Origin of the sequence: Enterococcus sp. SB12 (assembly GCF_030910025.2) — a bacterium.
In the GTDB taxonomy this organism is placed as follows: domain Bacteria; phylum Bacillota; class Bacilli; order Lactobacillales; family Enterococcaceae; genus Enterococcus_B; species Enterococcus_B faecium.
In genome coordinates this window covers 226,615-252,026 of sequence record NZ_CP175675.1, presented here as the reverse complement: position 1 = coordinate 252,026, position 25,412 = coordinate 226,615, and the positions used below count along the sequence as shown (strand labels likewise).

Annotated in this window: 23 protein-coding genes and 1 pseudogene; 7 read left to right on the top strand and 17 right to left on the bottom strand. The window is 35.2% G+C overall.

Annotated elements, in window-relative coordinates; translation table 11 throughout:
- Positions 1 to 4: 4 nt before the first annotated feature.
- The 7 genes from dgoD to RBL01_RS01200 all read right to left on the bottom strand — a co-directional run bounded on the left by dgoD (position 5) and on the right by RBL01_RS01200 (position 7,554).
- Positions 5 to 1,150: a galactonate dehydratase gene (gene dgoD, locus RBL01_RS01230; RefSeq protein WP_002331205.1), complete on the bottom strand. Its 1,146-nt coding sequence runs from the start codon at positions 1,148 to 1,150 to the stop codon at positions 5 to 7.
- Between the two features lie 14 nt (positions 1,151 to 1,164).
- Positions 1,165 to 2,532 carry a PTS galactitol transporter subunit IIC gene (locus tag RBL01_RS01225; RefSeq protein WP_002386123.1) on the bottom strand — a complete coding sequence of 456 codons (1,368 nt, stop codon included), beginning with the start codon at positions 2,530 to 2,532 and terminating at the stop codon, positions 1,165 to 1,167.
- Positions 2,533 to 2,556: 24 nt separating this feature from the next.
- A complete protein-coding gene (locus RBL01_RS01220; protein WP_002331203.1) occupies positions 2,557 to 2,835 on the bottom strand; it encodes a PTS sugar transporter subunit IIB in 279 nt (92 codons plus the stop codon).
- 18 nt (positions 2,836 to 2,853) lie between these two features.
- On the bottom strand, positions 2,854 to 3,312 hold the full coding sequence (locus tag RBL01_RS01215; protein ID WP_002326530.1) for a PTS sugar transporter subunit IIA: 459 nt from the start codon (positions 3,310 to 3,312) through the stop codon (positions 2,854 to 2,856).
- A gap of 11 nt (positions 3,313 to 3,323) precedes the next feature.
- Positions 3,324 to 3,944 (bottom strand): bifunctional 4-hydroxy-2-oxoglutarate aldolase/2-dehydro-3-deoxy-phosphogluconate aldolase, encoded by a 621-nt coding sequence (locus RBL01_RS01210; protein WP_002331202.1) that lies wholly within the window; start codon positions 3,942 to 3,944, stop codon positions 3,324 to 3,326.
- A gap of 10 nt (positions 3,945 to 3,954) precedes the next feature.
- Positions 3,955 to 5,997 (bottom strand): BglG family transcription antiterminator, encoded by a 2,043-nt coding sequence (locus RBL01_RS01205; RefSeq protein ID WP_002331201.1) that lies wholly within the window; start codon positions 5,995 to 5,997, stop codon positions 3,955 to 3,957.
- 378 nt (positions 5,998 to 6,375) lie between these two features.
- On the bottom strand, positions 6,376 to 7,554 hold the full coding sequence (locus tag RBL01_RS01200; RefSeq protein ID WP_410779636.1) for an IS256-like element ISEf1 family transposase: 1,179 nt from the start codon (positions 7,552 to 7,554) through the stop codon (positions 6,376 to 6,378).
- 69 nt (positions 7,555 to 7,623) lie between these two features.
- Here RBL01_RS01200 and RBL01_RS01195 point away from each other — a divergent pair, with 69 nt between their 5' ends.
- Positions 7,624 to 8,931: a CfrBI family restriction endonuclease gene (locus RBL01_RS01195; RefSeq protein ID WP_410779635.1), complete on the top strand. Its 1,308-nt coding sequence runs from the start codon at positions 7,624 to 7,626 to the stop codon at positions 8,929 to 8,931.
- On the opposite strand, the pseudogene RBL01_RS01190 reads toward RBL01_RS01195, so the two are convergent.
- From RBL01_RS01190 to RBL01_RS01175, 4 genes and pseudogenes are all read right to left on the bottom strand, one after another.
- Positions 8,928 to 10,053, bottom strand: a pseudogene (locus tag RBL01_RS01190) (IS3 family transposase). The gene RBL01_RS01195 and the pseudogene RBL01_RS01190 sit on opposite strands and share 4 nt — an antisense overlap.
- 297 nt (positions 10,054 to 10,350) lie before the next feature.
- A complete protein-coding gene (locus tag RBL01_RS01185; protein WP_002344691.1) occupies positions 10,351 to 10,902 on the bottom strand; it encodes a DUF1643 domain-containing protein in 552 nt (183 codons plus the stop codon).
- A 173-nt stretch (positions 10,903 to 11,075) separates the two neighbouring features.
- Positions 11,076 to 11,375 (bottom strand): hypothetical protein, encoded by a 300-nt coding sequence (locus RBL01_RS01180; RefSeq protein WP_025478468.1) that lies wholly within the window; start codon positions 11,373 to 11,375, stop codon positions 11,076 to 11,078.
- 26 nt (positions 11,376 to 11,401) lie between these two features.
- Positions 11,402 to 11,710 carry a DUF960 domain-containing protein gene (locus RBL01_RS01175; RefSeq protein ID WP_307780894.1) on the bottom strand — a complete coding sequence of 103 codons (309 nt, stop codon included), beginning with the start codon at positions 11,708 to 11,710 and terminating at the stop codon, positions 11,402 to 11,404.
- Between the two features lie 329 nt (positions 11,711 to 12,039).
- Here RBL01_RS01175 and RBL01_RS01170 point away from each other — a divergent pair, with 329 nt between their 5' ends.
- Genes RBL01_RS01170 through RBL01_RS01160 form a run of 3 tightly spaced genes read left to right on the top strand, consistent with a single transcriptional unit; the run spans position 12,040 to position 16,937 of the window.
- Entirely contained in the window at positions 12,040 to 13,182 is a 1,143-nt protein-coding gene (locus RBL01_RS01170; RefSeq protein WP_024636245.1) for a hypothetical protein, read from the top strand.
- Positions 13,163 to 15,157: an McrB family protein gene (locus RBL01_RS01165; RefSeq protein ID WP_024636244.1), complete on the top strand. Its 1,995-nt coding sequence runs from the start codon at positions 13,163 to 13,165 to the stop codon at positions 15,155 to 15,157. The genes RBL01_RS01170 and RBL01_RS01165 overlap by 20 nt, the downstream gene beginning before the upstream one ends.
- The gene (locus RBL01_RS01160; protein ID WP_130624765.1) at positions 15,141 to 16,937 is read left to right on the top strand and encodes a nuclease domain-containing protein; all 1,797 of its coding nucleotides are present in this window, start codon (positions 15,141 to 15,143) and stop codon (positions 16,935 to 16,937) included. The genes RBL01_RS01165 and RBL01_RS01160 overlap by 17 nt, the downstream gene beginning before the upstream one ends.
- A gap of 188 nt (positions 16,938 to 17,125) precedes the next feature.
- On the opposite strand, the gene rlmH is transcribed toward RBL01_RS01160, so the two are convergent.
- Entirely contained in the window at positions 17,126 to 17,605 is a 480-nt protein-coding gene (gene rlmH, locus RBL01_RS01155) for a 23S rRNA (pseudouridine(1915)-N(3))-methyltransferase RlmH (RefSeq protein ID WP_002287841.1), read from the bottom strand.
- Positions 17,606 to 18,033: 428 nt separating this feature from the next.
- Here rlmH and RBL01_RS01150 point away from each other — a divergent pair, with 428 nt between their 5' ends.
- Positions 18,034 to 19,323, top strand: coding sequence for a S1C family serine protease (locus RBL01_RS01150; protein WP_307780895.1), 1,290 nt, complete (start codon positions 18,034 to 18,036; stop codon positions 19,321 to 19,323).
- A gap of 38 nt (positions 19,324 to 19,361) precedes the next feature.
- On the opposite strand, the gene ytpR is transcribed toward RBL01_RS01150, so the two are convergent.
- The 4 genes from ytpR to pepA all read right to left on the bottom strand — a co-directional run bounded on the left by ytpR (position 19,362) and on the right by pepA (position 22,202).
- Positions 19,362 to 19,967, bottom strand: coding sequence for a YtpR family tRNA-binding protein (ytpR, locus tag RBL01_RS01145; RefSeq protein ID WP_002294153.1), 606 nt, complete (start codon positions 19,965 to 19,967; stop codon positions 19,362 to 19,364).
- A 206-nt stretch (positions 19,968 to 20,173) separates the two neighbouring features.
- Positions 20,174 to 20,638: a universal stress protein gene (locus RBL01_RS01140; protein WP_038809452.1), complete on the bottom strand. Its 465-nt coding sequence runs from the start codon at positions 20,636 to 20,638 to the stop codon at positions 20,174 to 20,176.
- A gap of 21 nt (positions 20,639 to 20,659) precedes the next feature.
- Positions 20,660 to 20,980, bottom strand: a complete 321-nt coding sequence (locus tag RBL01_RS01135; protein ID WP_002287837.1) for a thioredoxin family protein — start codon at positions 20,978 to 20,980, stop codon at positions 20,660 to 20,662.
- Between the two features lie 142 nt (positions 20,981 to 21,122).
- A complete protein-coding gene (gene pepA, locus RBL01_RS01130; protein ID WP_002294156.1) occupies positions 21,123 to 22,202 on the bottom strand; it encodes a glutamyl aminopeptidase in 1,080 nt (359 codons plus the stop codon).
- Positions 22,203 to 22,401: 199 nt separating this feature from the next.
- Between pepA and RBL01_RS01125 the strand changes: the two genes are divergently transcribed.
- Together RBL01_RS01125 and RBL01_RS01120 are read left to right on the top strand one after the other, a co-directional pair.
- Positions 22,402 to 22,752: a PepSY domain-containing protein gene (locus RBL01_RS01125; RefSeq protein ID WP_002289862.1), complete on the top strand. Its 351-nt coding sequence runs from the start codon at positions 22,402 to 22,404 to the stop codon at positions 22,750 to 22,752.
- 222 nt (positions 22,753 to 22,974) lie between these two features.
- Positions 22,975 to 23,922: a glycosyltransferase family 2 protein gene (locus tag RBL01_RS01120; protein ID WP_002289860.1), complete on the top strand. Its 948-nt coding sequence runs from the start codon at positions 22,975 to 22,977 to the stop codon at positions 23,920 to 23,922.
- A 56-nt stretch (positions 23,923 to 23,978) separates the two neighbouring features.
- On the opposite strand, the gene pepV is transcribed toward RBL01_RS01120, so the two are convergent.
- On the bottom strand, positions 23,979 to 25,397 hold the full coding sequence (pepV, locus tag RBL01_RS01115; RefSeq protein WP_002294157.1) for a dipeptidase PepV: 1,419 nt from the start codon (positions 25,395 to 25,397) through the stop codon (positions 23,979 to 23,981).
- Positions 25,398 to 25,412 lie beyond the last annotated feature (15 nt).

Below are 25,412 nucleotides of genomic sequence, written 5' to 3'. Positions count from 1 at the left end.
TTTATCACCACTCAGCGATCGTACCGTCATAATTTTTCCATTGCGGATTGGTCCAAATCAAACCTTCTTGTGCAATTTCTTTGATTTTGTCTTCATCCATTTCCAAGCCCAGACCTGGTTTTGAAGGTAGATCTACGTAGCCGTCTTTATATTGGAAAACTTCTTTGTTCTTCACAAAATCTAACAGATCAAAACCTTTGTTATAGTGGATCCCTAAGCTTTGTTCTTGGATAAAGACGTTTGGCGTACATGAGTCTACTTGCAGAGTTGCTGCTAGTGCAACAGGACCATATGGCGCATGAGGCGCAACAGCCATGTCGTAAGCTTCCGCCATCGCTGCGATTTTACGGGTTTCCAAGATTCCCCCACAAAGAGCCACATCTGGTTGGATAATATCAACAGTACCTTGTTTAAAGAGGTTCTTGAATTGCCAACGAGTGTACAAGCGTTCACCAGTAGCTAATGGTACAGCCACAGAATCAGCTACTTCTTTAAAGTGTTCTTCATTTTCAGGTAAAACGACTTCTTCCAAAAACATTGGATGGAATGGCTCCAAAGCTTTTGCTAGCACTTTTGCCATCGGTTTATGGACCCGTCCATGAAAATCAACACCAATATCCATTGCATCACCAAAACGTTCGCGAATAGACGCAACTCGTTCCACCACTTCATCAACTTTTTGGTAGGAATCGATATAATGCAGCTCTTCTGTCGCGTTCATCTTGACGGCCGTAAAGCCCCGATCAAACCGATCTTGTGCTTGTTCTGCAACTTCACTTGGTCGATCTCCACCAATCCAAGAATAAACCTTGATTTTATCACGTGCTGCACCGCCCAATAATTCATAAACCGGAACATTAAACGCTTTTCCTTTGATATCCCACAGAGCCATTTCTAAACCCGAAACGATGGTTCCATTAATAGGACCGCCTCGGAAGAAAGATCGATGCATTTCTTGGAAGAGGCGCTCGATTTCAAACGGATTACGTCCAATCAGCCGGTTTCCTATCTCATAAGCTCCAGCAACAACCGTTTCTGTTTTAGTTCCTGAGATCATTTCTCCCCAGCCTTCGATTCCTTCGTCAGTCGAGATCTTAACAAAAATCCATCTTGGTTTTACTTTATACACTGTGACATCTGAAATTTTCAATTTAAACCCTCCTACTATTGTGCCTTCAATGGTTCATCCATTTCATGATTAACTTTTTTGATACCATCGAAGTAATACCATGCGCCCGCAAAGGCTAATAACAACACTGGAATACCGATGATTGGTTTGTAAGCAAATGCGATAAATACCAAATAACTTTGGATCATGGAAGTCGCAGCAAATGATGAGATTAACATTGAAGAAGTTCCTAAGTTAATACCAACCGATTTGGCAATTGCTGTCAGCATTGGCGCAGTAGCTGACCCACACCATAGCAATGAAGCTGTCACAACTAAGCCAATAATGATATTTTTTAATAAATTACCACGAGTCAAGGCAACGACCATTGCCACGCGGAAAGGAACAACCGCTAAATCTGCGAATGGTAACACACGGTTTCCTGGCAATACTAAAGCTAATGCAATCGTTAGTGGAATAATGATCAATGCTGTTGTGATAACATCTGGATTACCTACAACAACTGCAGCATCCAATCCGATAAATAAACGTGTACCTTTGAATTTTTTTTGTGACCATTTTTGTGCAGCATCTGAAATTGGCATCAATCCTTCCATAAATAATGAAGTCATCTTAGGAATCAAAACCAAAACAGCTGACATGCTGACACCTAATTGTAAAACCGCTTTGATATCATAGCCGGCTAAAACACCAATCACCATCCCGATAACTAACCCCATGATCATAGAATCACCAAAAAATCCCAAATATTTTTGTGCATCTTTGATGGTGAATTTTGATTTTCTGAATAACGGGATACGATCCAGCAGCCAATTTAACGGCCAAGCAATAACCAGTGATGAAAGCGCAGAAACAGTTGGTAAAGAAACACCAGGGATTCCGAAGAAACTTTCTACCATCGGTTGCGACCAGTCTGAAATCTTAAAAGTCGCAATTGCCATCACTACTGATGCACCTACACCTAAGAAGACATTCTTAGTCACAAAATACACCATAACACCAACGATTGCCATATGGTGATAGTTCCAGATATCAACATCCAGCGTATGTGTACGTTTCAAAATCAGCAAAACGATATTGACCAATAGAATGGCAAAAATCAAGATTGGAATGATTGGCGATGCCCAAGTAACAGCCGCAATCGAACCCCAGCCAACATCCAAAGCATCTAGTTTAACACCAGTTCGATCAACCATCGCCTTGGCAGCTGGTCCAACATTGGTCGTCATAAAGTCCAATATCAACTTGATCCCGGCAAAACCGATACCTAATGTCAAACCTGATTTAAAAGCACGAGAAATCTTTAACCCAAAAATCAAACCAATAATCGTGATGATGACTGGCAACATAACTGTTGGTCCAGCATCAATAAAGAAGTTAAAGACGTTCATAATGATTTTCATTTTTTCAGCTCCTTTGATCAGCTATTATTTCAGTAAGTTCAAAATCTCTTCCATTGTTTGATCGGCACCGATACCTGTTAAAATCGGCATCCCTTTGATTACTGGTACACCACCTGTTTGACCATCAAATTGACCAGTCGTCACCAATAGATCATAGTCTTGAACTTTTCCTGGAACTTCCATCAATTTTGTTTGAGTCGTTGAAACATCAATGCCATGTTGTTGCAAATACTCTCTAACTTTTGTTGCTACTACTGTTGAAGTGGCGATACCATTTCCGCATGCTACTAAAATTCGTTTCATTATGATTTCCTCCTTATATTAAAAAACCGCTTTCTTTAATAGTTCTAATAATTCAGTATCATTGCCTGCTCTGATCATTTCTTGCCGCAGTGGCTCATCTTGTATGATTCCAACAATTTTTTGTAACATTTCAACTTGCCCATGTGGTTCCCCAATCGCCATCATGATCACAATTTGGATTGGTAACTGCTCATTGTTATTTTCCATATTATGAAATAGGACCGGATCTTTAAGAGTCGCAATTGCTAAAGTTGTTTTATTGACCATTTCATAGTTTGCATGGGGAATTGCGATTCCTGGTGGTGTTGATGGTAATCCAGTAGGGTATTCTTTTTCCCGTTCTTGGATTGCTTGAATATATTCCTCCTTCACGTAGTTTTTTTTGTACATCTCGCTTGCCAAAAACGCTAAGACTTCACTATCTGTTTTTGCTTGAACATTTCGAAAAACGAGTTCCTCATTCAAATAAAGTTCCAAAGTCCTCACTCCTATTTAATAACCTCAATTAATTCTTTCATCGAACGTGCTAAGTTTTTAACATTTAGCTCTTCGATGTCTTGCTTGTTGAACATACCGGAACCAAGACCTAAATAGCTAGCACCTTGTTCAAAAAACTCTTTCGCATTCTCCTTACTGATTCCACCAACCCCCATTAGTGGTAACTTACCTAAAGGTGCTTGAATATCCTTGAAAAAACGCGGAGTAACAACCGCTGCAGGAAATACTTTTACAATATCAGCTCCTTCTTTAAACATACGGTCTACTTCTGAAGGAGTCATTGCGGCAGGTACCGCCAATAATCCTTTCTTATTGGCGTAAGACAACATTTCTTTTGTGAACATATGTGGTCCTAATAAAAATTTTGCACCAGCCTCATAGCAGGCTTGGGCTTGTTCTAATGTCCTTACCGTCCCAGCGCCGATATAAGTCGTGTCACCATAACGTTGATTTAGTTCATGTATATTTTCAAGAGCTCCTTTTGTGTTCATTGTCATCTCTACGGCAAATTGATGGTCAAATTCCTGCATTGCTTGTAAAATAGCATCTGCCTGATCAAAAGTATAACCACGCATGATCACTGTCAATTTAGGATAATCTGCTAGTCTCATGTTTTCCTCCTTAAGATCTTTGTCTTAATAGTTGATAAACTGTCTTTTCGTCATCAGCAATCAATAACTGCTCAATCAATGAATCATCTTTGGCGATATCAGCGATTTGATTGATGGCTCGCAGATGCTTCGTTAAATCAAAAAATGAAAGCGGCAAAATCAAGCTGACATCTTCACCATTAGGAAATCGTATCGGCTTTTTACAAACTAAAATGCTGACACCGTCACTGATTACACCTTTATCGACCGTTGTATGGGGAATGCAAGTCTTCATTCCCAAGTAACCTGCATATCCCGGTTGTCTGATTTGATCCAAGCAATCAGCGATAAAACGCGAGTCAATGATTTGATGTTCCAATAACGGTCGGCAAGCCACCTCCACTGCTCGTTCCCAAGACATCTCTTCTTCAACGATTTGTACATAACTCGGCCGCAAGTAATAAGTCAATGAAGGCAATACCTTGAAGTTGTCCAGCGGCGTGCTTCCATCTTCCTTGATCAAAAAGTACTGCAGTTCTTCTCGCAACGAAACTGGATTGGTGATATTTGCATATTTCCTAATGATTGTTAACAATTCATCCATTGCTCGATCAACCTTAGTAATTCCTAAATCACTCAAAACTCGATATCGTAAACTGATTTGTTGCTGATATGTCATGATTGGCTCGATCATAAACTGCAGCATAGAACTTTTTAGTGGCGTCGTAGTAAAGACCAGATCATAATCAGCTTCAAATTTGTAGAAATCACGCACAGATAGGGAAGCTAAAAAATGGATCTCTGGAAAAAGTTTTTCCATATTGGCTCGTACTAACTTTGAGACCATGACACCATTAGTACAAACAACTACAGCCCTTTGTCGTTGCTTATTCAATTTATTATGATTACTTAATTGATAGCCAAAGTAATAGGATAAAAGATCTAATTCATCATTTGGAAAGGCCTTATTTAGCCAATTCTCAATAGGAATAATCAATTCTTTCATCAAATCAATCAAAATCGCATGATTACTATCCTTGATCAGACTATCTATTGAATAAACTCCTAAACTCAAGTTATAGCGTATTCGAAAACAGGCTGGACGCAGATGACTCAGTATCCTACGTTCAAAGTCTTCTCGGTCATCGATCAAAATCAACGTTTGATTTTGGAAATTTTCAACCATTTGGCTGATCAATTTTCGCAATTCTTGATCCGAATCATAATTTTGAGTAGTTTTGCTCTCAAAAATATTGGAAGTTAAAAATAATAACGTGAACCACTCCATATAACTTTTGGATAGACTCCAACCTGTTTCATGTACCAAGATCATCAGCATTCGGAATTCAGGAGTATCCGTCACATCATCGGGAAAAAACGCGTGCTTATCTGACATCTTGATCCCACGGCTTACTAAAAATCTCGCTGATGTCTGCAAATAGTCTACCGACTCATCAGAATAACTAAGATGCAACATTTGTTCCATGTTATGGATCAAATGGACGATTTCTTCTTCAGAAACATCTTGTGCCAATTTTCTGCGAATCATTTCTCGGCGAAAAATCGGATACCGTTTTACTAGATCCGATAACAGCTGTAAGATACGGTGTTCCGAACCAACCAATTGGTAACCATTCATCCGATTATATCGAATTGTCAGACTATAATTTCTGATGAACGGTTCCGTTCGTTTGATATCTTCCATAACAGTCGTCTTACTAACATCAACCGCATCTACCAAATGATCCAGACTGATGTAATCGATATTAGCGATCAGAGTCATCACTATCAATGCTTGTCTTTCACTATCAGTGAGAACGACAAGTTCCTGATCATCACCTATGTCGTAATCAGGCTGTGATATCATTTGGATAACCTCGATTGGTACCGTAATATTTCCAGAATGACTTCTCTGAATTAACGGAATGTTCTTTGTTTTCAATTCTTCATTAAATTGATTGATCGCGTAATTGATTTGACGACGTGTCAAATCAAGTTCACTTGTTAAAGTGGAAAGTTTCATTTCAGGGTTTTTAATAATCAGTTTGAGTATTTCACGAATTCGTTTATTCATTTTGACTATCCTCCTGACAAAATCATTATATACTTGTTCACATACGTTTCCGGAAAGCTTTCATCACGTTTTTTGTCACACTTGGTTTAATGTTTTGTCACACTAACAGCTATTTTTAAAATGAACGCTGTTATATCAAATGTAACATGGTATGACAATTATTTTAGGGCTAATGTGAATATTAAATATTCGGTAGAATATTGGATGCTTTAGTAAATAAATACGGGACGTTGCTTCTTCAACACATTAAAGTATCTATTCCGTAACTAAATCAAGTCAGTCTAATTGAAAAAGAATAATATTAAACTGCTAAAAACAGGGCTTTTGGGAGCGTCAATAATTTTGTGTAAATAACTCGTCCTTCTGCAAAATAATGGGTTACTCAGTAAACATTGAAGCTAATGTATCCGTCACTTGTTGGAAGCCTTTATGGCTTCTATTTAAGAATTTTTGATTGTATGTATCAAAAATGCTGACTAGAAAGCGTTTTAGTGATTCTTCATTTTGAAACTGCTCTTTTCTACGGCTGTATCTTTTAATTTGCTTATTGAAAGACTCGATTAGATTGGTTGAGTAAATGGTTCTACGAATGCTAGGTGGAAAATCATAAAAAGTTAATAAGTCTTGGTTTTCTATGAGTGACTGCGTCACTTTAGGATAGTTTTTCTTCCATTTCTCAATCATGCCGGATAAGAAGGTATTCGCTTCTTCTTTTGAGTTAGCTTGATAAACAGCCTTAAAGTCATCACAGATTTCTTTTCGGTCTTTGACACGTACTTTATGAGCGATATTACGAGATACATGGATACAACAATGCTGATATTTTGCTTTAGGATAAATTTGATGGATAGTATCTTTCATGCCTTTTAAGCCGTCCGTAATAAAAAGCAAGACTTCTTGAACTCCTCTGGAGTTAATATCCTGTAGCAGCTCATTCCAAACGTATGTTGATTCAGTTGGAGCAATCGCATAACTCAGTACTTCTTTAGTGCCGTCTTCTCTTATACCAATGGCAATATAAATCGCTTCTTTGGATACAGTTTGACGTTTTAGTGGAATGTAAGTAGCGTCCATAAAAATAGCGACATACTTATCATTTAAGGCTCTGGATTTAAAGGCATTTACTTCTTCAGTCAGAACTTTAGTCATGTTGGACATGGTTTGTGGAGTATAGTGATGACCGTACATTTTTTCGATCAAATCAGCAATTTCAGACATCGTAACACCTTTTTCGAATAAATGGATAATAGTGGTTTCCAATGTATCGTTTGTTCTTTTGTAGGCTGGTAAAGTTTGTTGTTTAAACTCACCATTACGATCTCTAGGTATTTCCAATGTTAATTCACCATATTCGGTTTTGATTGATCGAAAGTAAGAACCGTTTCTCGAATTACCTGAATTAAAACCAGTGCGATCATATTTTTCGTAATCTAAAAAAGCCGTTAATTCAGTCCGTAGGAGTGTGTTTATCGCTTTTTCTAAGTGCGAACGGAATAATTCATTTAAATCGCCTTTAGTGACTAGAGTTTGCACAATTTCTGTAGTAAAATCATTCATAGGGAAGTCCTCTTTTCTGTGAATTGGTTGTCGTTAACTTTATTCTACAGAAGGGACTTCCTTTTTTGTATGGATTTTTTCATTTACACAAAATATTTTATACTCTCAAATTTTTTGTCAGCAACATCTTATAAAGGTAAAAAATATATAGAGGAGATAGTAGAACAATTCATTCTAGAATTCAATACTACTAAAAAAGAGCTTTATGACGATAAACAATTTTTAATGTTTAAGAAATATAATTCTCATTTTAGAATAGTAAACAATTACAAAAATGAAGCTACTAAAGTAATTAAAGGTGGTGCCAAAACCTTACTTTCTCAATTAGGTGATCAGAGTATTGATAACATCGTCATTAGCGTTTTACAAGGTGGGAATGTACGCGATGTAACTGAATTGATCACACGAACTAAATTACTTTTATCAAATGCAGCTCTTCTAGATTTATTACTCTCTTTAAACAATGAATCAGATATTATTAATATAAAAGAATTCTTTGAATACTTAAAAAAAAATATTCAACTATCTGCTGATAACTCTGAAAATATGCTCTTGACTCTTTGGACATTAGGATTAACAAAAAAATCTTTAGATAACATTGTCCGAGGACGCGCCAATTTGGAGGAATATATAAATAACTTAAATAGAACTCTCGATGAAGCTGTTAGTAACATTGAAGATTTATTTGGTAATATCTCTGGAGAAATAAATTTAAATGGAAAAATAATAGAAGTAAATTGGGATTTTATTTCGTTATTATTTACCGCAATTGGAGCTCAAACACTTACTATTAGGGGTTCAGATAAATCTACTAATGGAAAATTTTTCGAACGACTTATACTTGGCAGCTCTTTATCAATGATGGGATTTCAATATATGGAAGAAATGCCAGAAGAGGTCAGTCCTTCAGACAAGTTATTTATTCTTTCATCTACTGAATCTAATGAGAGAGAAACCGATGCTACTGTTATTTACAACAATAAAGCTATCAGTATTGATATTGGATTTATTGGTGGCGGAAATCCTGAAATATCTGCCGATAAGGTTACTAGATTCAGATCTGACAAAATAATAGGAAAAATAGACCATCAAATGGTTCCTTTAATTATTGTAGATACTATCAATAACAAAACTGTAATTAAGTCAATCGCCTCATCTTTAGGTGGGACAGCTATAGAAATGCGCGACAAATATTGGATAAGGAATATGGCTAAATTCATTAGCGATTACTTTGATATTAACTGTTATTTTGAGGAATTAGAAGATTTGGAAACACTTCATTCAGAAATTTCAGTTAAGTTAAAAGAATTAGATTTACAAATGTTTACTAGTGGATTTGAGTCAATATCTTGGACACATTTTAGTAGAGACGGTTAAGCCATTTTTTCTTTTGCTAATTCTTCAAATTCCTGTGGGGTTAGATAGTGAATCGAGCTATGGATTCGATTTCGGTTATAAAATCCTTCAATGTAGCTAAATAGCGCTCGATTTGCTTCTTCAAAATCTGAGTAGCTAGTCGTGTAGACTTCTTCTTTTTTCAATGAGGCATGGAAAGATTCGATTCCAGCATTATCATAAGGTGTTCCTTTTCTACTATAAGAATGCCTTATTTTGTTGGTTTTAAGCCATTGTTCCACTTCTCTTGCTGTGTATTGGCTGCCCAAGTCAGTGTGTAGAATCATTCCTTCTGGAATGTGATAATGTATTTTTGCTTTATTCAATGTTTGAATGACACAATCCACAGTCATTCGTTTTGAAAATGTATAACTAATAATTTTTTTCGTGTGTAAATCCATGATTGAAGATAAGTAACACCAACCATTTTTCTTAGTAGGAATGTACGTAATGTCAGCTGCCCATTTCTCACAGATCGTTTCAGTAGAAAAGTCCTGATTTAAGAGATTCTCTTTTGAAATGATCGGTTTATTAGACCTTTGAGGTCTATATTTTTTAACTACAATCGACCTTAAATTTAATTGTTTCATTAGCTTTTGGACATGTTTAAGAGATACTGAAATCCCTTCTTTTAATAAAACTTGATGGATCTTTGTGGCACCATAGCGTTGTTTATTCGTAAAAAAATTGTTGAAATCTTCTTTTTCAACTTATTATTTCTGATTTCTGTAGCTGTCAACGGTTTATTCTTATAAAAATAATAGACACTTCTAGGGATTTCTAATAACCGACATAACAAAGAAACAGTGTAATCCTTACACCATTTTTCAATAAATTGAACAAGCGAATTTAGGTTTTCCGAGAGAATATGGCTGCGGCTTTTTTTAAGATTTCAAGTTCCTCATTTAAACGAGCATTTTCTTTTCTCAGTTCAGCTACTTCTTTTCCAGTCAGTCCTGTGGACTGATCAGGTAAATATAAATTCTTCCATTTGTAAATCGTTGCTTCAGATAAGCCATATTCTTTCGCTAACCCTCGAACAGAACGTCCAGTTTGATTCAGTTCAACAATCATTTGTTTAAAATTTTCTTCATATCGGGTCATAAAAATTCATCCTCTCGTAGATAAGTTTAATTTATTCTTGTCTCTACGAAAAGCTGTCTAAGATTTGATACTAACACCACCAGTTCCATTTCCTCAAAAAAGTCATTCATACTTTTATAAGAGTTACTCAAACAAGTTTTATCAATCTCCATCTACACACCCCCTGTTATTTTTTACATAATGAAAATAGCATATTACTGGGTACATTGATAATTCATATAACATGTATCATCACATGTATTTTTAAAGTCAAAAAGCATGTAAAACTACTTATAAGTAACATGAGAAAATAAAACGTTATTTTTCTTGAAATAATAATTGACTATCTGCCAATTGCCATTCATTACGAACATGAATACTTAGTGGGTGGGATAACTTACCTTCTGCATTTATCAATACTTTGGTCATCTTCTTTTGTTTCGCACTCAATTGATCGTAAATGGTCTTTGCTTGTTCATAAGCCACTTGACTCGTCGCTGTAATCGAACCACAAGCAAAAATAATGGTATTGATTTTCTTTTCTGTAAAAACAGTCGTTAATATTTCCAAAGATTGTTCATCATTTCCTCGAGGAAATACCCGAGGACTTTTCGCTTTTGTATACGAAAAAAGATTCACGGCAATAAAACCAGTAAATCCTAATTGTCGGATATTCTTTTCGATTAATAACATACTCAAATCATTCGTAAATGGTTCTGTATCTGTTGGACGAATAGTAATGACTACCGCTAATTTCTCTTCCGCTTCTTTTCCTTTGATCGCCCATTGTCGTTTGAAAACATAGCGATGGGTTTGATGAGGATCTCGCCAAACTTCTGTTTGTGTGGTCACTAATTCTTTTTCAATCATTTCTTTTTCTCCTATGCTAATTTTTGTTCAAGCACTTCAATTACCATTGCCGTTATAAGTGTCAATACTAGTTGAAAATATTTCATATTCTTTCTCCTTTTTTCTTCAGAATTTGATGAATCGCGGTAAGGATATCTTCTAAACATTTCGCAATCATTCTCAAATAATCGATCTTATTCATTCGTTCCTCCAATCTGACTCCAAACCAATCGTCCTTCTACCAGTAACCCACGAACAAATTCCCGCTGACTGGTAATATCTGTAATGAAATAAACCACATAGTCTTTCCCACTTTGTGGTGCGCAATAAATATAAAGATGTGTCATCACTAAACGTGGTAGATGAACATCTTTAGGAAGCGTACCTATTTCAATTTCCTCTTTTTCCATCGTAACGGACTCATAGCCCCACTCTTCAGAAGCAGTGACCAGCTGTGCACACTTTTCCAGTACTTCGATAGCCGTTTCTAACAAGTCATTTTTCTCCTTTCTTTTAGACACTAGTATTCTTCTGGTAATAACATCGTTTGATACTCACCCGAATCAATGACCCATATTTTTTGAGACACTGATTTCAAACGAAGCTTAGGTGAAATCAGATACTCTTTTCTTTCTTCCGGTTCTTCTTGACGATGAACCAACTTTTGATTTCCTTTTTCCGTAGAAAATTCAAAGATTTGAAGATAGTCTAAAGGAAATTGCTTTTGAACGTTTTGATCGATTAGATTCCAACATAAAGCTTGTAATTCCACCGGCAAACTGTCCATTACTCCCTTTGTGTCATAACGTTGTCCTTTATTTTGAAACATTTCTTTTCCCTCCTTTGCCATAAAAATAGCCCAATCTTCTATTAAAGAAGATTGGGCTTCATGGATATAATATATATTTGAATTTATCTCTATTTCATTGCTATATTATTTGTTTCAATTAACTGAATAGACATCACAACTAAACATAAGAAATGCTTTTCTAAAAGTATGGTGTTTTCATATTTAGTACCTCTATACTAAATTGCGACTACAAGTTTGAAATTTATATAGTTATTAGTAACTAAGATACTTAATTTTGCTTAATGAACTATCCTATTAATGTTATACTACTATTGTTATTATAAATAATACAAGAAAGGAAGTCAAAATTGAAAGCTTTAACTATAAGTTTTATGGAAGATGTTTTTCATTCTCTTGATTTGGAACATCTTAATAAATTAGCGAAAGTACTTCCACAGAAGTTAAGTGGCTCATCTATTATTCCTAAAAACCCATCTGATTCTTTTAAAAACAGGTTATTTAACCAATTTCTTAAAGAAAAAAATTTAAGATATATATTTAAATATATTAGTAGTGGGTACTTCCACGATATCGTCGCAAACGATGAAAATATTTATAAAAGTACTTCTATTCAGAGCATGGAAGTATTTTTTGAGGAAATTAAAAATAAAGAGTTGGAATCCCCCTTTTCATTTTATATCTATTTGATTGAACAAACAGATGAAGACAACATTGTAGATTTTTTTCAAAATATTGATGGGTTAAGAACATTTAAGAATAATTCTTTGATATATATACAAAATAAAAAAAAGAATAAGGGTTGCACTGATATCTCACTTGAATATAAAAAGATGGAAGATTTATTAACCCTTTATAAAAAAGACAAAATTGATGCTGAAAATAGGGAAAAAGTATTGCTAAAAGAAAATGAAAGACTCAAGAAAAAAATAGAAAAAAATAATAACGATAAAATAAGAGAACTCAGCAAACTAGAAAAAAAATTCCTCGCTGAAAAGGAATGTGAAATAAATCGATATAAAGAAGAAATAACTAATAGCTTATTAAAATTAAAAAATTCAGAAAGTAAGTATCTTAATTTAGAAAAAAAATTCTCTATTTTAAATAGCACGCTTAAAAATAAAGAAAATGAAATCGTTGAACTGAAAAAAAGATGTAATAGTCTTATAAATACAAGCAAAACAGTAAAAACTATTTCACACCAAACAAAAGAAAGTATAAAAAAGATTTTATTAATTGGTGTTCCAGGAAAAATTGTTATTAGAGAAGACTATAATTTTATAATCACTAATCCTGATACACCTCTCGAAGATATCATTAAAATAATTGAAGAAAATGATATTAATGAATTATGGATTACAACCTTTCAATTAATTCCCAGAATGAAAAAAAAAATTATACAAAGTTTAAAAAATAAAATAAAAATTCAAGAATTAAATGATTTTACTATGCTTATGAAGGAGGAAAATATAAATGGTTTTAAAACAAGGTAAACAAGATTACCAAATTATTGGTTATTTGGAGGATGATTTAAATAAAATTAAAATAAACTCGGATGATGTAATGTACTTTTTTATGACTCCTCTTTCAGATTTCCCCAGTAGTGTGATTGATAATGTAGAGGGTATACAAATATATAGTAATACACTTACTAAATTTGGGTTTATTGATGATATAAACGAATCTCATAGTACTCGTGCCCAATCACTTAAAGAATTTTTAGATCCTTATATTATCGTTTGTACACCAAAAATTAAAAGAAATCATGAACAAGCAAGAAATTACTATCAAGGTGATGATTTAGAATTAATCCCCAAACCAAAGTCTGAAGTTTTTAAAAATTTAATAAAAGAGAATGAATCATTAGTACCTATACCGGTCTTTTCTATAAATAACAGCGATTCTGTAATCAAAGACGAGACAAGTTTTGAAAACCAATTACTAAACGGCAAACTACTCGGAAAAATTATAAATTTCTCAAAAGACAATGAAGATTACCCTTTAAATGTTTTTTGGGAGAACACTGATGGATCAAGAGTTTTATTTGGTGAAATAATCGGACAAAACAATTCAATGTACGGTGTAGCGTATAGGATAGAAAAAGATAATTTTTACAAAAAGTTTATTGATGAAGGTAGTAAAAACTATGTAGGTTACGATGATTTTATAAATCAAACAAAAGATATAATTTTTGTGCCCTATCTATTACTTCAAAAAATTATAGAAACTAAAAAAGATATTAACGAAGGCATAGAAAATATCTCTGATTCCAAAATATCTCCAGTAAGTTCAATTATTACTGAACAAACGCAAATAGATATATCTGAGTTAGAAGATAAACACGCTATTCAACAAAATGATCACTTCTCTGAACAGAATGAATTTATAGAAAGATTTAATCAGCTCACAATTCGTAGTAAATTACATTACTCAAAACGAGACTTATGGAATTTTCATACTGCTATGTTGGGTGATAGTTTGGTGGTATTAGCTGGACTAAGTGGTACCGGTAAATCACAATTAGTAACATCCTATGCAAAAGCACTTCAATTATCAGATACACAAATAAAGTTTATTTCTGTGAGACCCTTTTGGGAGGATGATTCTGATTTATTGGGCTATGCTGATACTGTAAATTCTGTCTATCGTCCAGGAGATAGCGGTCTAATTGATGCACTATTAGAAGCATCAAGACACAAAGAAAATATTTACATGGTTTGTTTTGATGAGATGAATTTAGCTCGTGTTGAACATTATTTCTCCCAATTTCTTTCAGTTTTAGAAATGGAGCCAAATACTAGGAAAATCAAACTGTATAACGAAGATCTAGAAAATAAATTATATAACTCTTCAACCTATCCTTCTACAATTGAAGTAGGACAAAACATATTATTTGTAGGAACAATAAATACAGATGAATCTACTCATCAATTCTCAGATAAAGTTTTGGATAGATCAAACATTATTTCACTTGAGTTAGTACCATTCCATGAAATTAGTGAAGTAAATGACTATATTCAATCAGATCAAAAGAAACGTAATCAACTTAAATATGATGATTTCAAAAATTTTAAAAACTCTAACCCTACTAATGGTTTGACCCAGAAAGAAAAAGAAATGTTTTGGAAACTCCATTTAGCAATTAATTCTAAAGACAAAAATATCGGTATCGGTTGGAGGATATTAAAACAAATTGATGAATATTTAAAAAATCTTCCAGTGCAAAATGACTTATCAAGAAAAGAAGCTATTGATATTCAGCTTGTACAGAGAGTATTAAGTAAAATCAGAGGTTCTGATGAACAATTATCAGAATTAGTTGGTAAATGGAATGAGAATGATTTAAAACAAGTGGGTGAATTTGAACAAATAATTAATGAATATCCTGAGTCTTCAGATTTTAAATATACTAAAAAAATTCTTTTGCAAAAAGCTAGGGAGTTGAATTTACATGGATTTACCCTTTAGTCTGAAATTAAACTTTGGTTATAAAAGTGGAGAACAAGAATATGAACTTTTATTTTTTCAAGATGAGGCATCGTTATTAGAGTATACACCGGTTAAGGTAAAAGAATTTTCTAATCTAAGCTTTACATTTAACAGTATAGACAAACAAGCAAAACTATATATACCAGAATTAGATGATTATTTGATTGAAAATCAAGTAAAAGAGGAAAATGGAGATATTTGCTATATTCCAAGTGATGATAATATAATCATTTATAATAGGGATCAAGGTAAAACAGTACCTCTTATTCCAGGTTATTATACTCTTTACGTTAAAATCGGTGAAACTATCTTTTATTCTCGATTTGAAATAATACTTAAAGATTTAGGTACACCAGAATGGGAAAAAATGAAAATCGAAATTGAAAAAATGGTTGGCGGTCTTGCTAGAACTTTTATTCCTAAAAAAACTTCTCGTCGTGAAATTACTACTTCAAATTATCTAATGAACGATCAACTTTTTCAACGAATATTAGAGTTTGAGAACAATATACCTCAAGCAATAGTTTCTCTTGAAAGTTTAAAAAAAGAAGCAAAATATAGAATTGACAAACGATATAACTGGAAACCAATTGGAAGCAAAAATCTAGTGGATCAAAAAACTATTTCACAGTTGCAAATCCATCCAGAAAAACGTGGGCTACTATATACACCTAGCCGCATAATAAAATATGATATTATTGAAAATCAATGGATCAAATTTATCTTATCTTATTTTAAAAATTTTTCACTTCTAGCTGATAGATATTTAGAGAAAATCCTACAAGGTATTATTGACGATGAAGAGAAAAAAAGAGAAGATAAGTTTACTAGCGCGTATTCACAAAGTGTACAAAACTACAATACAAATAGCTATAATAGAAAGATTGAAACTTTGAAAAACAATCAGCAAAAGATAAAACATTTTTATGCTTATATCCTTGAATTTTTAGACACACCAGTAATGAAAAACATTTCATCAAGAAGACCTATAAATGTTCCAAAATCACTTGTTATGAACCCTAAATATAACACTATATATAAAATGTATTTAAAAAGTAGAAACAATCGTAATACTTTAAATTTTTCAAATAGATATCAGTATTATTGGAAAAGTACAGATGTACTCTATGAAATTTGGTGCTTTATAAAAATTATTAGATCTCTATCCCTGCAAGGCTACACTCCAATTTCTGGATGGATTTTTGAGAATGATATTCTTTCACAAGAATTGCCGTTTTTACATGAAGACACTACCGTAGTATTGAGTAAAAATGATATACGTATTAATCTTGTATATAATAATTCCATGAAAAAAGAATATTTCTCCAATACACTAGATATCCCAGTAAAAACCTCTTCAAAACGAAATAAACCTGATATTAGATTAGACATTATCCTTCAAGATAAATACTATATCGGAAGCTTAATATTTGAAGTAAAATATAAAAAACTATACAATATACTTTGTAATGATGAAGGTAGGCAACGTCAACAATTAATGGCTTATAAACAAAATACTATGTCAAGTATTCTAGCATTTCCTGAAATTCTTACACGTTCTTTGCAAGCTGTCTCTGCTGTCTTTGCTTTATATCCTTCCAATGGAGGAAGAAAAAAACCTGCACCTAAATATTATGAAAAAGAAGGTATTTTTTTTCACTTATTAAATCCTTCATCAGATGAAAAAGAGCTTTCAGTAAAAATTCAAACAAGTATTGAAGAAAGAATTTCATTATTTAATCAACAAAGTAGAAATTAAAAAGATGAAGAGCGTCTCTTGTATAAAGAGACGCTCTTCATCTTAAACTTTTTGTAACAAATTTAAATACATAATAAAGTTATTATTATTTTTTTGAAATTCTCAACGATTTTCAAGTTAACTTTTTTATATATAAATTTCAATGAAAAGCTAACTTAGTGTTCAGGAGTATTCAATCTTAAATATCATTATTTATGATACGGAGCCCCCGCATTGATCCGAAAGGCACGGTAGATTTGCTCGACGAGGATCAGACGCATCAATTGATGTGGATACGTCATTTTGCCAAAAGAGATCTGAGCATTGCTTCTTTTCATGACGGCTTCGCTGAGTCCTAAAGAGCCGCCGATAACAAAAACAAGGTGGCTTTTTCCTTGGATACCTAATTGGTCGATTTGTTTAGCAAAAGATTCGCTTGTGGGATTTTTCCCTTCAATTGCTAAGGCATAGACATATTCTTGTTCTTTGATTTTCGCTAAGATCCGTTCTCCTTCTTTTTCTTTTACTTGTCTCATTTGCGCTTCACTTAAATTCTCCGGGGCTTTTTCGTCAGGAACTTCGATCAATTCGATTTTTGCATAGGCATTCAGCCGTTTGACATACTCATTGATACCTTGGATCAAGTATTTTTCTTTTAATTTTCCTACTGAAATAATTTTGATATTCATGTTTTCTCTCCTTTGGTCTTCATGCTCACTTTGTTTATTATAATCAATTTTTTCGTCTATATGTTTATTTTGGCTATTTTTGTTAAAAAGATTTCCCCAACAGTTATGCACAACATCCACAGGTTTATCCACAGAAAACAGTGTTATTTTACCTTATTTCATCACATTCATTAGGCAAACATACGTTTTATAAGAATTTATCCACTTTATACACAGGCTGTGGATATGTTTTATCCCTTATTTTTCCAATCCTATCCGCGTAGTTTTACACAGTTTCTTTGGAAAAAAGCAAATCAAATATTTTCATCTGAAAACAATGGTTTTTCCTAAAGTTTTTCATAAAAAGTTCACAGTCTCAAAGTAGACTAAAGTCAACAAATAAGAGTATACTAACAGTAGATAAATGAATGTAATTGGAGGAGGAACACATGGATAGAAAAAATGTGACACCAAAGATGAAAAAAAATAAAAATAATAGCCTCTGGCGTAAGTTAGGTCTGGGGCTTGTTGGAGGGATCGTTGGAGGACTACTGACAGCTGGCATTTTTTATGCAGCGATGGGCACTGGCAACAATAGTTCTACTGCTACAAGCGGCAATCAGAATTCTGCCGGTGAAACAGTTGTGGAAAATGTCAAAGTCAATGTAGATTCTGATATCACCAAAGCGGTAGATAAAGTTCAAGACGCTGTCGTTTCTGTTATCAACTTACAAAGTCATAACCAATCAAGCGGTTTTGGCGGACTATTCGGGCAGCAAGAAGAAAGTAGCAGCTCAGATGATAGTAATTTGGAAGCTTATAGTGAAGGAAGCGGCGTGATCTACAAAAAAGACGGGAATACTGCTTATGTAGTCACGAATAATCACGTAGTAGATGGCCAGCAAGGTCTTGAAGTCTTGATGAAAGACGGTACGAAGGTAAAAGCTGAATTAGTTGGAACAGATGCTTATTCAGATTTAGCGGTGTTGAAGATCAATTCAGACAAAGTCGAAACAGTTGCCTCTTTTGGTGACTCAAGTGCTCTGAAGGTTGGTGAGCCTGCGATTGCGATTGGTTCCCCACTAGGATCTGAATATGCAAATTCTGTCACTTCAGGAATCGTTTCTTCCTTGAACCGACAAGTGACAAGTACGAATGAATCGAACGAAACAGTCAATATCAATGCGATCCAAACAGATGCAGCAATCAACCCTGGAAATTCTGGTGGTCCTTTAGTTAATATCGAAGGACAAGTTATCGGTATCAACTCAAGTAAGATCGCAAGTACTTCTGAATCTACTTCTAATGTAAGCGTAGAAGGAATGGGATTTGCTATTCCAAGTAACGATGTAGTGAATATCATCAATCAACTGGAAAAAGACGGAAAAGTGACACGTCCAGCTCTAGGTATCACAATGGTCGACTTATCTGCCGTTTCTACTCAGCAACAAGAACAAATCTTGAAGATTCCTTCATCTGTAACTAACGGTGTCATCGTGACAAATGTCCAAACAGCTACACCGGCTGAAAAAGCTGGATTGAAACAATACGACGTCATTACTAAGATCGATGACAAAGAAGTTTCTTCTGGTGTAGAACTTCAATCTGCTTTGTATAAGAAAAAAGTGGGAGATTCTGTCAAAATCACTTACTATGAAGGCTCGAAAGAAAAAACAACTACTGTTGAATTGACGATCGATCAATCGGCATTAAAACAAAATCAAAATAGTGAAAATTAATAAAAAAGAGGTTGTGACAAAGACTTGTCACAACCTCTTTATTTTGGAAATGCTTCTCCGACTACGGCATCCTCAGGCAATACTAAGATTCCTTTTTTTGCTGGAGCATTTGGCAAATGCAATTCACGAGCGGAACAGATCATTCCATAGCTATCTACCCCTCGCAAAGTTCCTGGCCAGATCATCATTCCATCTGGCATCATAGCTCCTGGTTTTGCAACGACAACTTTTTGTCCAGCTTCGATATTGGGTGCACCGCAAACGATTTGCAATACTGTACCATTGTCTACTTCTGTCTCAGTAATCGATAAATGGTCAGAATCAGGATGTGGGACGCATGTTTTTACGTACCCGACAACGATCTTCGGTTCATGATCAGCTTCAAGCTGTTCTTCGAATCCTGCTTCTTTGATCAATCGATTCAATTTCGCTAATTCCTCATCTGTTAAGCTTACTTGGCCGTTCCCTTCGATTGTTAGATGATCGGAGATATGGAAAAAGTTCCAAGCAACAACTTGTCCTTGTTCATCTTTGATCCGAGCAACATTCCATTTGCGTTCAACGGTGTTTTCTGTTCCTTTATCGTCGGCTATAATAACCATCAAGGTGTCCCCGACGTGTGCTTTGTTATAAGCAAAAATCATGTTCTTTCCTCCATTATCCTTTGCTGAGATTTATCTTAACAAAAAATTGCATTCACTGCATGAGATTTTTTTCATGCTTTATTTCCGAAGAAGCCTCTTCTGGAACACCATTTATTCGTAACAAGGGACTGTGACAAGACTTTTGTCACAGTCCCTTTACTGTTTTTTAGTTAATTGATTAAAAAGGTCGTACAAGTTCCACTTGCTTAATTACTTGGCTGTTCTTCTTCGTCAGAAACGATCAAGACATCACAAGGTGAATGACGTATCACGTAGCTGGCTACACTTCCTGTCATAAAGCGTTCGACTGCATTTAGACCTGACTGCCCAACCATGATTAGATCGATTGCATATTTTTTTGGCAATTTGACTGCCATGGATTCACGAACAGAACCATATGCAATAATTCCTTCTATATTTGTGTAATCAACAGATTTCCCATATTCTTTACATTCTTCGATCATTTGCTTGGCTGTTTCAGTTTGCTGATCGACTATATTTTGATCAATAGGTGCATAGCCCATAAAGTTATAAAATTGCTGATCGATTACGTTTGCTACATATACTTTCCCATTATTACGGCGAGCCACTTCTACCGCTTTTTTGAAAGCAGCAAGTGCTTGTTCACTACCGTCGATACCTACTAAAATGTTCTTATATTCTTGATTCATCTTGACCCCTCCTAACAGATGTCAGCCTTTTGTTACACTTTCTAGGAACGATTCGATTTCCTGTTTTGTTTTACGATCTTTATTCACTAGACGACCTAATTCTTTTCCGTCTTGGATCACGACAAAACTTGGGATACCAAAAATGTTCCATTCAGCGGCTACATCTATGTACTTGTCACGGTCTACTTCAATAAATTGCCAATCAGAAAAGTCATTTTCAATTTCAGGCATTTGCGGTTTGATAAAACGGCAGTCTCCGCACCAGCCGGCAGTAAAGAAAAATACACTCTTTCCAGTTTCTACGTAGCCTGCTAATTCTTCTAAACTATTTGGGATAATCATTCTTTGTCCTCTACTTTCTGTTTATGTATTTTTCAATTAAATTATACACCTTTCTTTCGAACTAACAAACATTGATCCTCTTTTTATAAAAAAAATCTGGCAAAAGCAATCTTTTGCCAGATTTTATAGTTTCACTATCGCATTATTTTCCGTATACGATCGTATTCACTGTTGATTTATCCAAACCTTTCAGTGTTTGAATCAACATTTCTCGTGCAGCTTCAAAATCGCGAATACTGAACATCGTTTGATGCGTATGGATATAACGTCCCACTACGCCAATCACTGTACTTGGGATTCCTTCGTTTTGTGTATGAGCAGCACCTGCATCTGTACCGCCTTTTGAAACAAAGTATTGATAAGGGATATTGTTTGTTTCAGCGATATCCAGCAAGTACTCGCGCAAACGAGGAAGCATGATCAAACCTGGATCTTGGATACGCATCAATGTACCTTCTCCTAAATGTCCGAATGTGCCATTTTTCGTCACTGTATCATCTGCTGCAGAGCAGTCTACTGCAAAGAACAGATCTGGCTTGAATTTATTGACAGAAGCTTTAGAACCACGCAAGCCTACTTCTTCCTGGACATTCGCGCCTGCAATCAATGTATGACCTAATGTTTCATTTTGCAACGCTTCTAAAGCTTCTAATACCATTGTACAGCCATAGCGGTTGTCCCATGATTTGCTGATGATATTCTTTCCGTTGGCTGTTTTGATCGTTTCAGCGTAAGGAACGATTGTGTCTCCTGGAAGGACACCGTAACTCATTGCCTCTTCTCTTGATTCAAACCCAGCATCGAACAAAATATCGGTTACTTCTACTGATTTTTGTCCGCTTGTTCCTCGCAATAAATGCGGGGGAACGGAAGAAGAAATACATGGATAATTCTTACCAGTAGAGGTTTTAAGTGTAAAACGCTGTGCAGAAACAACGTAAGGATTCCAGCCGCCTAGAGGTACGACTTTAAAAAGCCCGTTTTCTTGGATTTGTGTCAGCATGAATCCGACTTCATCCATATGTGCTGCGACCATTACACGGGGTGCATCCGCTTCTTCATGATGGCGCAGACCAAAAATGCCGCCCAAACCATCTAACTGTAACTCATCTACCAGCGGTTCCATATGACTTTCCATATAAGCGCGAACATCTTGTTCAAAACCGCTTGTTCCTTGTAATTCTGTTAACTCTTTGATTCGTTGAAATGTTTTTTCTTCCATATGCTATTCGTCTAAATTTCAGACTAAACTCCTCTCAGACTTATATTGATCTGCGGATAAAATATGATTTTTTCTGCAGACCGATCGTATTTATTATAGCTTATTTTTTCTGGTAGCGGTTATTTATTTCAAAGAAAATATGAGAGTGTGGTAAAATAAGCACAAGGAGTAACAAGTGAGAAGAAGGAGGTATGTCCACATGTATGAAGAAAGCGAACTAAGCTATTTTAAAGGCGGGTTAGCAGTTGGAATCGGTCTAGGATTATTGAGCGGGGTAGCTTCAACGATTTGGTATCATCGCAAAAAAGTATTGTCAGCAGACCAAGTACTTGAAAATATCAAGTCATCTTTTCTAAAAGAAGGTGCAATCGAAGGTTCTTGGATCTCTTTTGAAAAGGAACCTATTAGGAAATTCGCCGTTCGGTCGAGTGCTTATCGGGGAGGTCTTTCTCGAATAGAAGATGGCGAAACTGTTTATTATGAATTTTTAGCAGATGCTCATACAGGAACCGTATTAGAAATTTCAAGAAAAAAAGGTGCAACAGATTAATACGTCAAAAAAGTGAGAGAACGAATACGCACCCACTATTCAAAAGAGAGGTATCATGTCCTTCTTTTGTAGTGGGTGGTTTTTTAGATAGAGCTTTCCAAACATATATTCCAGTATTTTCTTTTTAAATAAATGATATTTAGCGGGAAAAACTAGCATTTCCTTTGATTATGAGGTATTTTTAATTTAGCTTTTGTTTTCTATAGTTAAGGAGAGTGAAAAATGGAACAACAAGAAAAAATTGCTGTTCTGATTCCTTGTTACAATGAGGAAGCAACAATTTCAACAGTCATTGCAGACTTTAAACGAGAATTACCAGAAGCAGATATTTATGTCTATGATAATAATTCGACCGATCGAACATACGAATTGGCCGTTCAAGGTGGAGCAATCGTAAAAAAAGAACCTCGTCAAGGAAAAGGAAATGTGATCCGCCAAATGTTCTTTGATATCGATGCCGACTATTATTTAATGGTAGATGGCGATGATACTTATCCTGCAGAAGCTGTACATGGTTTGCTCGAGAAATTACGTTCTGGTGAAGCAGATATGGTCATTGGTGATCGCCTATCAAATGGAACCTACTTTGATGAGAATAAGAGACCTTTCCACGATTTTGGAAATAACCTTGTTAGAAATACAATTACTAGAATGTATAAAACAAAAATTCTTGATGTCATGACCGGCTATCGAGGATTCAATCGTATCTTTGTCAAAAGTTTTCCTATTATGAGTTCTGGTTTTCAAATCGAAACGGAATTGACGATCCATGCTCTAGATAAAAAATTCAAGTTCGTTGAGATCCCAATCGATTATCGTGATCGTCCTGAAGGCAGCGAATCAAAATTGAATACATTCTCTGACGGATTCAAAGTGATCATGATGATTATTAAAATGTTTAAAGATTATAAACCTTTGCTTTTCTTTGGGATTTGGACCATCTTCTTCTTTTTATTTGGATTGGTCACGGGGATTCCTGTGATTCGCGAATATATGCTGACAAGCTTTATTACACGCATCCCTTCTGCGATTTTAAGTACTGGATTGATGACTTTAGCACTTCTTTCATTAGTAACAGGGTTGATTTTGGATACAGTCGTCACGAACGCTAAGAAAGAATATGAATTGAATCTATATCATGTTTATCATGAATACCACAGTAGAAAGTAAAAAAAGGATCAAGACTGCAAAAATAATTTGCAATTCTTGATCCTCTTTTTAATTAATTATTTTGCCAAACGATAGATGGCATCTGCATAGATTGCTGTTGCTCTGAACAAGTCATCAAGACTCATAAATTCGTTTGCTTGGTGCATTGTATCAGTATATCCTGGGAACATCGCTCCATAAGCAACGCCACGTTTCAACAAACGTCCGTAAGTTCCGCCACCGATGATTTGTTCGTAGCCTTTTTCTCCAGTGTGGTCTTCATAGACTTGCAATAATGTAGCCACCAATGGATCATCCATTGGTACGTAATGTGGTTCCATTACGCGAGCACCTCGAGTAACTGTTGCGCCTTCTTGCCCCACTGTTTGTTCGATGTCACTTTGCAATCCGTCTACTGTTACACCTTTTGGAAAACGGAAATTCATATTGATGAAGTTCGCTTCCTCTGTACCATTTTCTTCAAAAGCAAATAGTCCAGCATTCATTGTCAATTTGCCCATTTTTTCATCTTCATAAGCGACTCCTAGTTTTTCTCCATAAAAATCTTCATGGACATAAGCAGCTGCTACGTGGATAAATTGTTTAGCAGATCCTAGGAATTCATAGTTATCTAAGAACAATGCCAAGAAAGAACCTGCATTGATACCAGATTGTGGGCTTGCACCATGTGCGCCTTTACCAACTAATTCGATTTTTACATACGTATTGTCTGCTTCAATCGTTCCGCTTACTGGATTTGCTTCGATGAATTGGTAAAATGCTTCTTCCATCGCGATAGCTGCATCTGCACTTGGTACTTGAAGTGCTGCAGTTGCTGTTCCTGGCACCATATTTTCGCGAAGTCCGGAAACAAAAGATTTCAAGACATAATCTCCTGCATTGTCGCCTTTGAAGCGTAAAGCTAAAGAAACATTTCCTTTTTCACCATTGATGATTGGGAATTCAGCATCTGGTGAGAAACCAAAATCTGGTTCTTCTTCATGTTCGAAATAATAAGCCATATCGCCCCAGCCGCTTTCTTCATCGCTGCCGACTACGAAGCGAACTTTTTTTGATAGTTTCAAGTCAAGTTCTTTAATGATCTTCATCGCATAGTAAGCTGCCATACTTGGACCTTTGTCATCGCTTGATCCGCGTGCAAAGATCTTTCCATCCTTGATTACTGGTTCATAAGGATCTGTGTCCCAGCCATCTCCTGCAGGAACGACATCCATGTGTCCAAATATCCCTAGCGTTTCGTCTCCTTCGCCAAGATCAATATGCCCTGCATAGTTATCGACATTTTTTACTTTAAATCCATCACGTTCGCCATAAGCTAACATATGTTTCAATGCGTCGCGAGGTCCAGGTCCAAATGGTGCATCTGGTGTTACTTTTGAGTCATCGCGCTCGCTGTTGACACGTAAAAGATTTTTCAAGTCTTCAAGCAAGTCTTCTTTACGTGCTTCTACTTCTTTTTGCCAATCAATTGTCATAAAGTTAATCCTCCA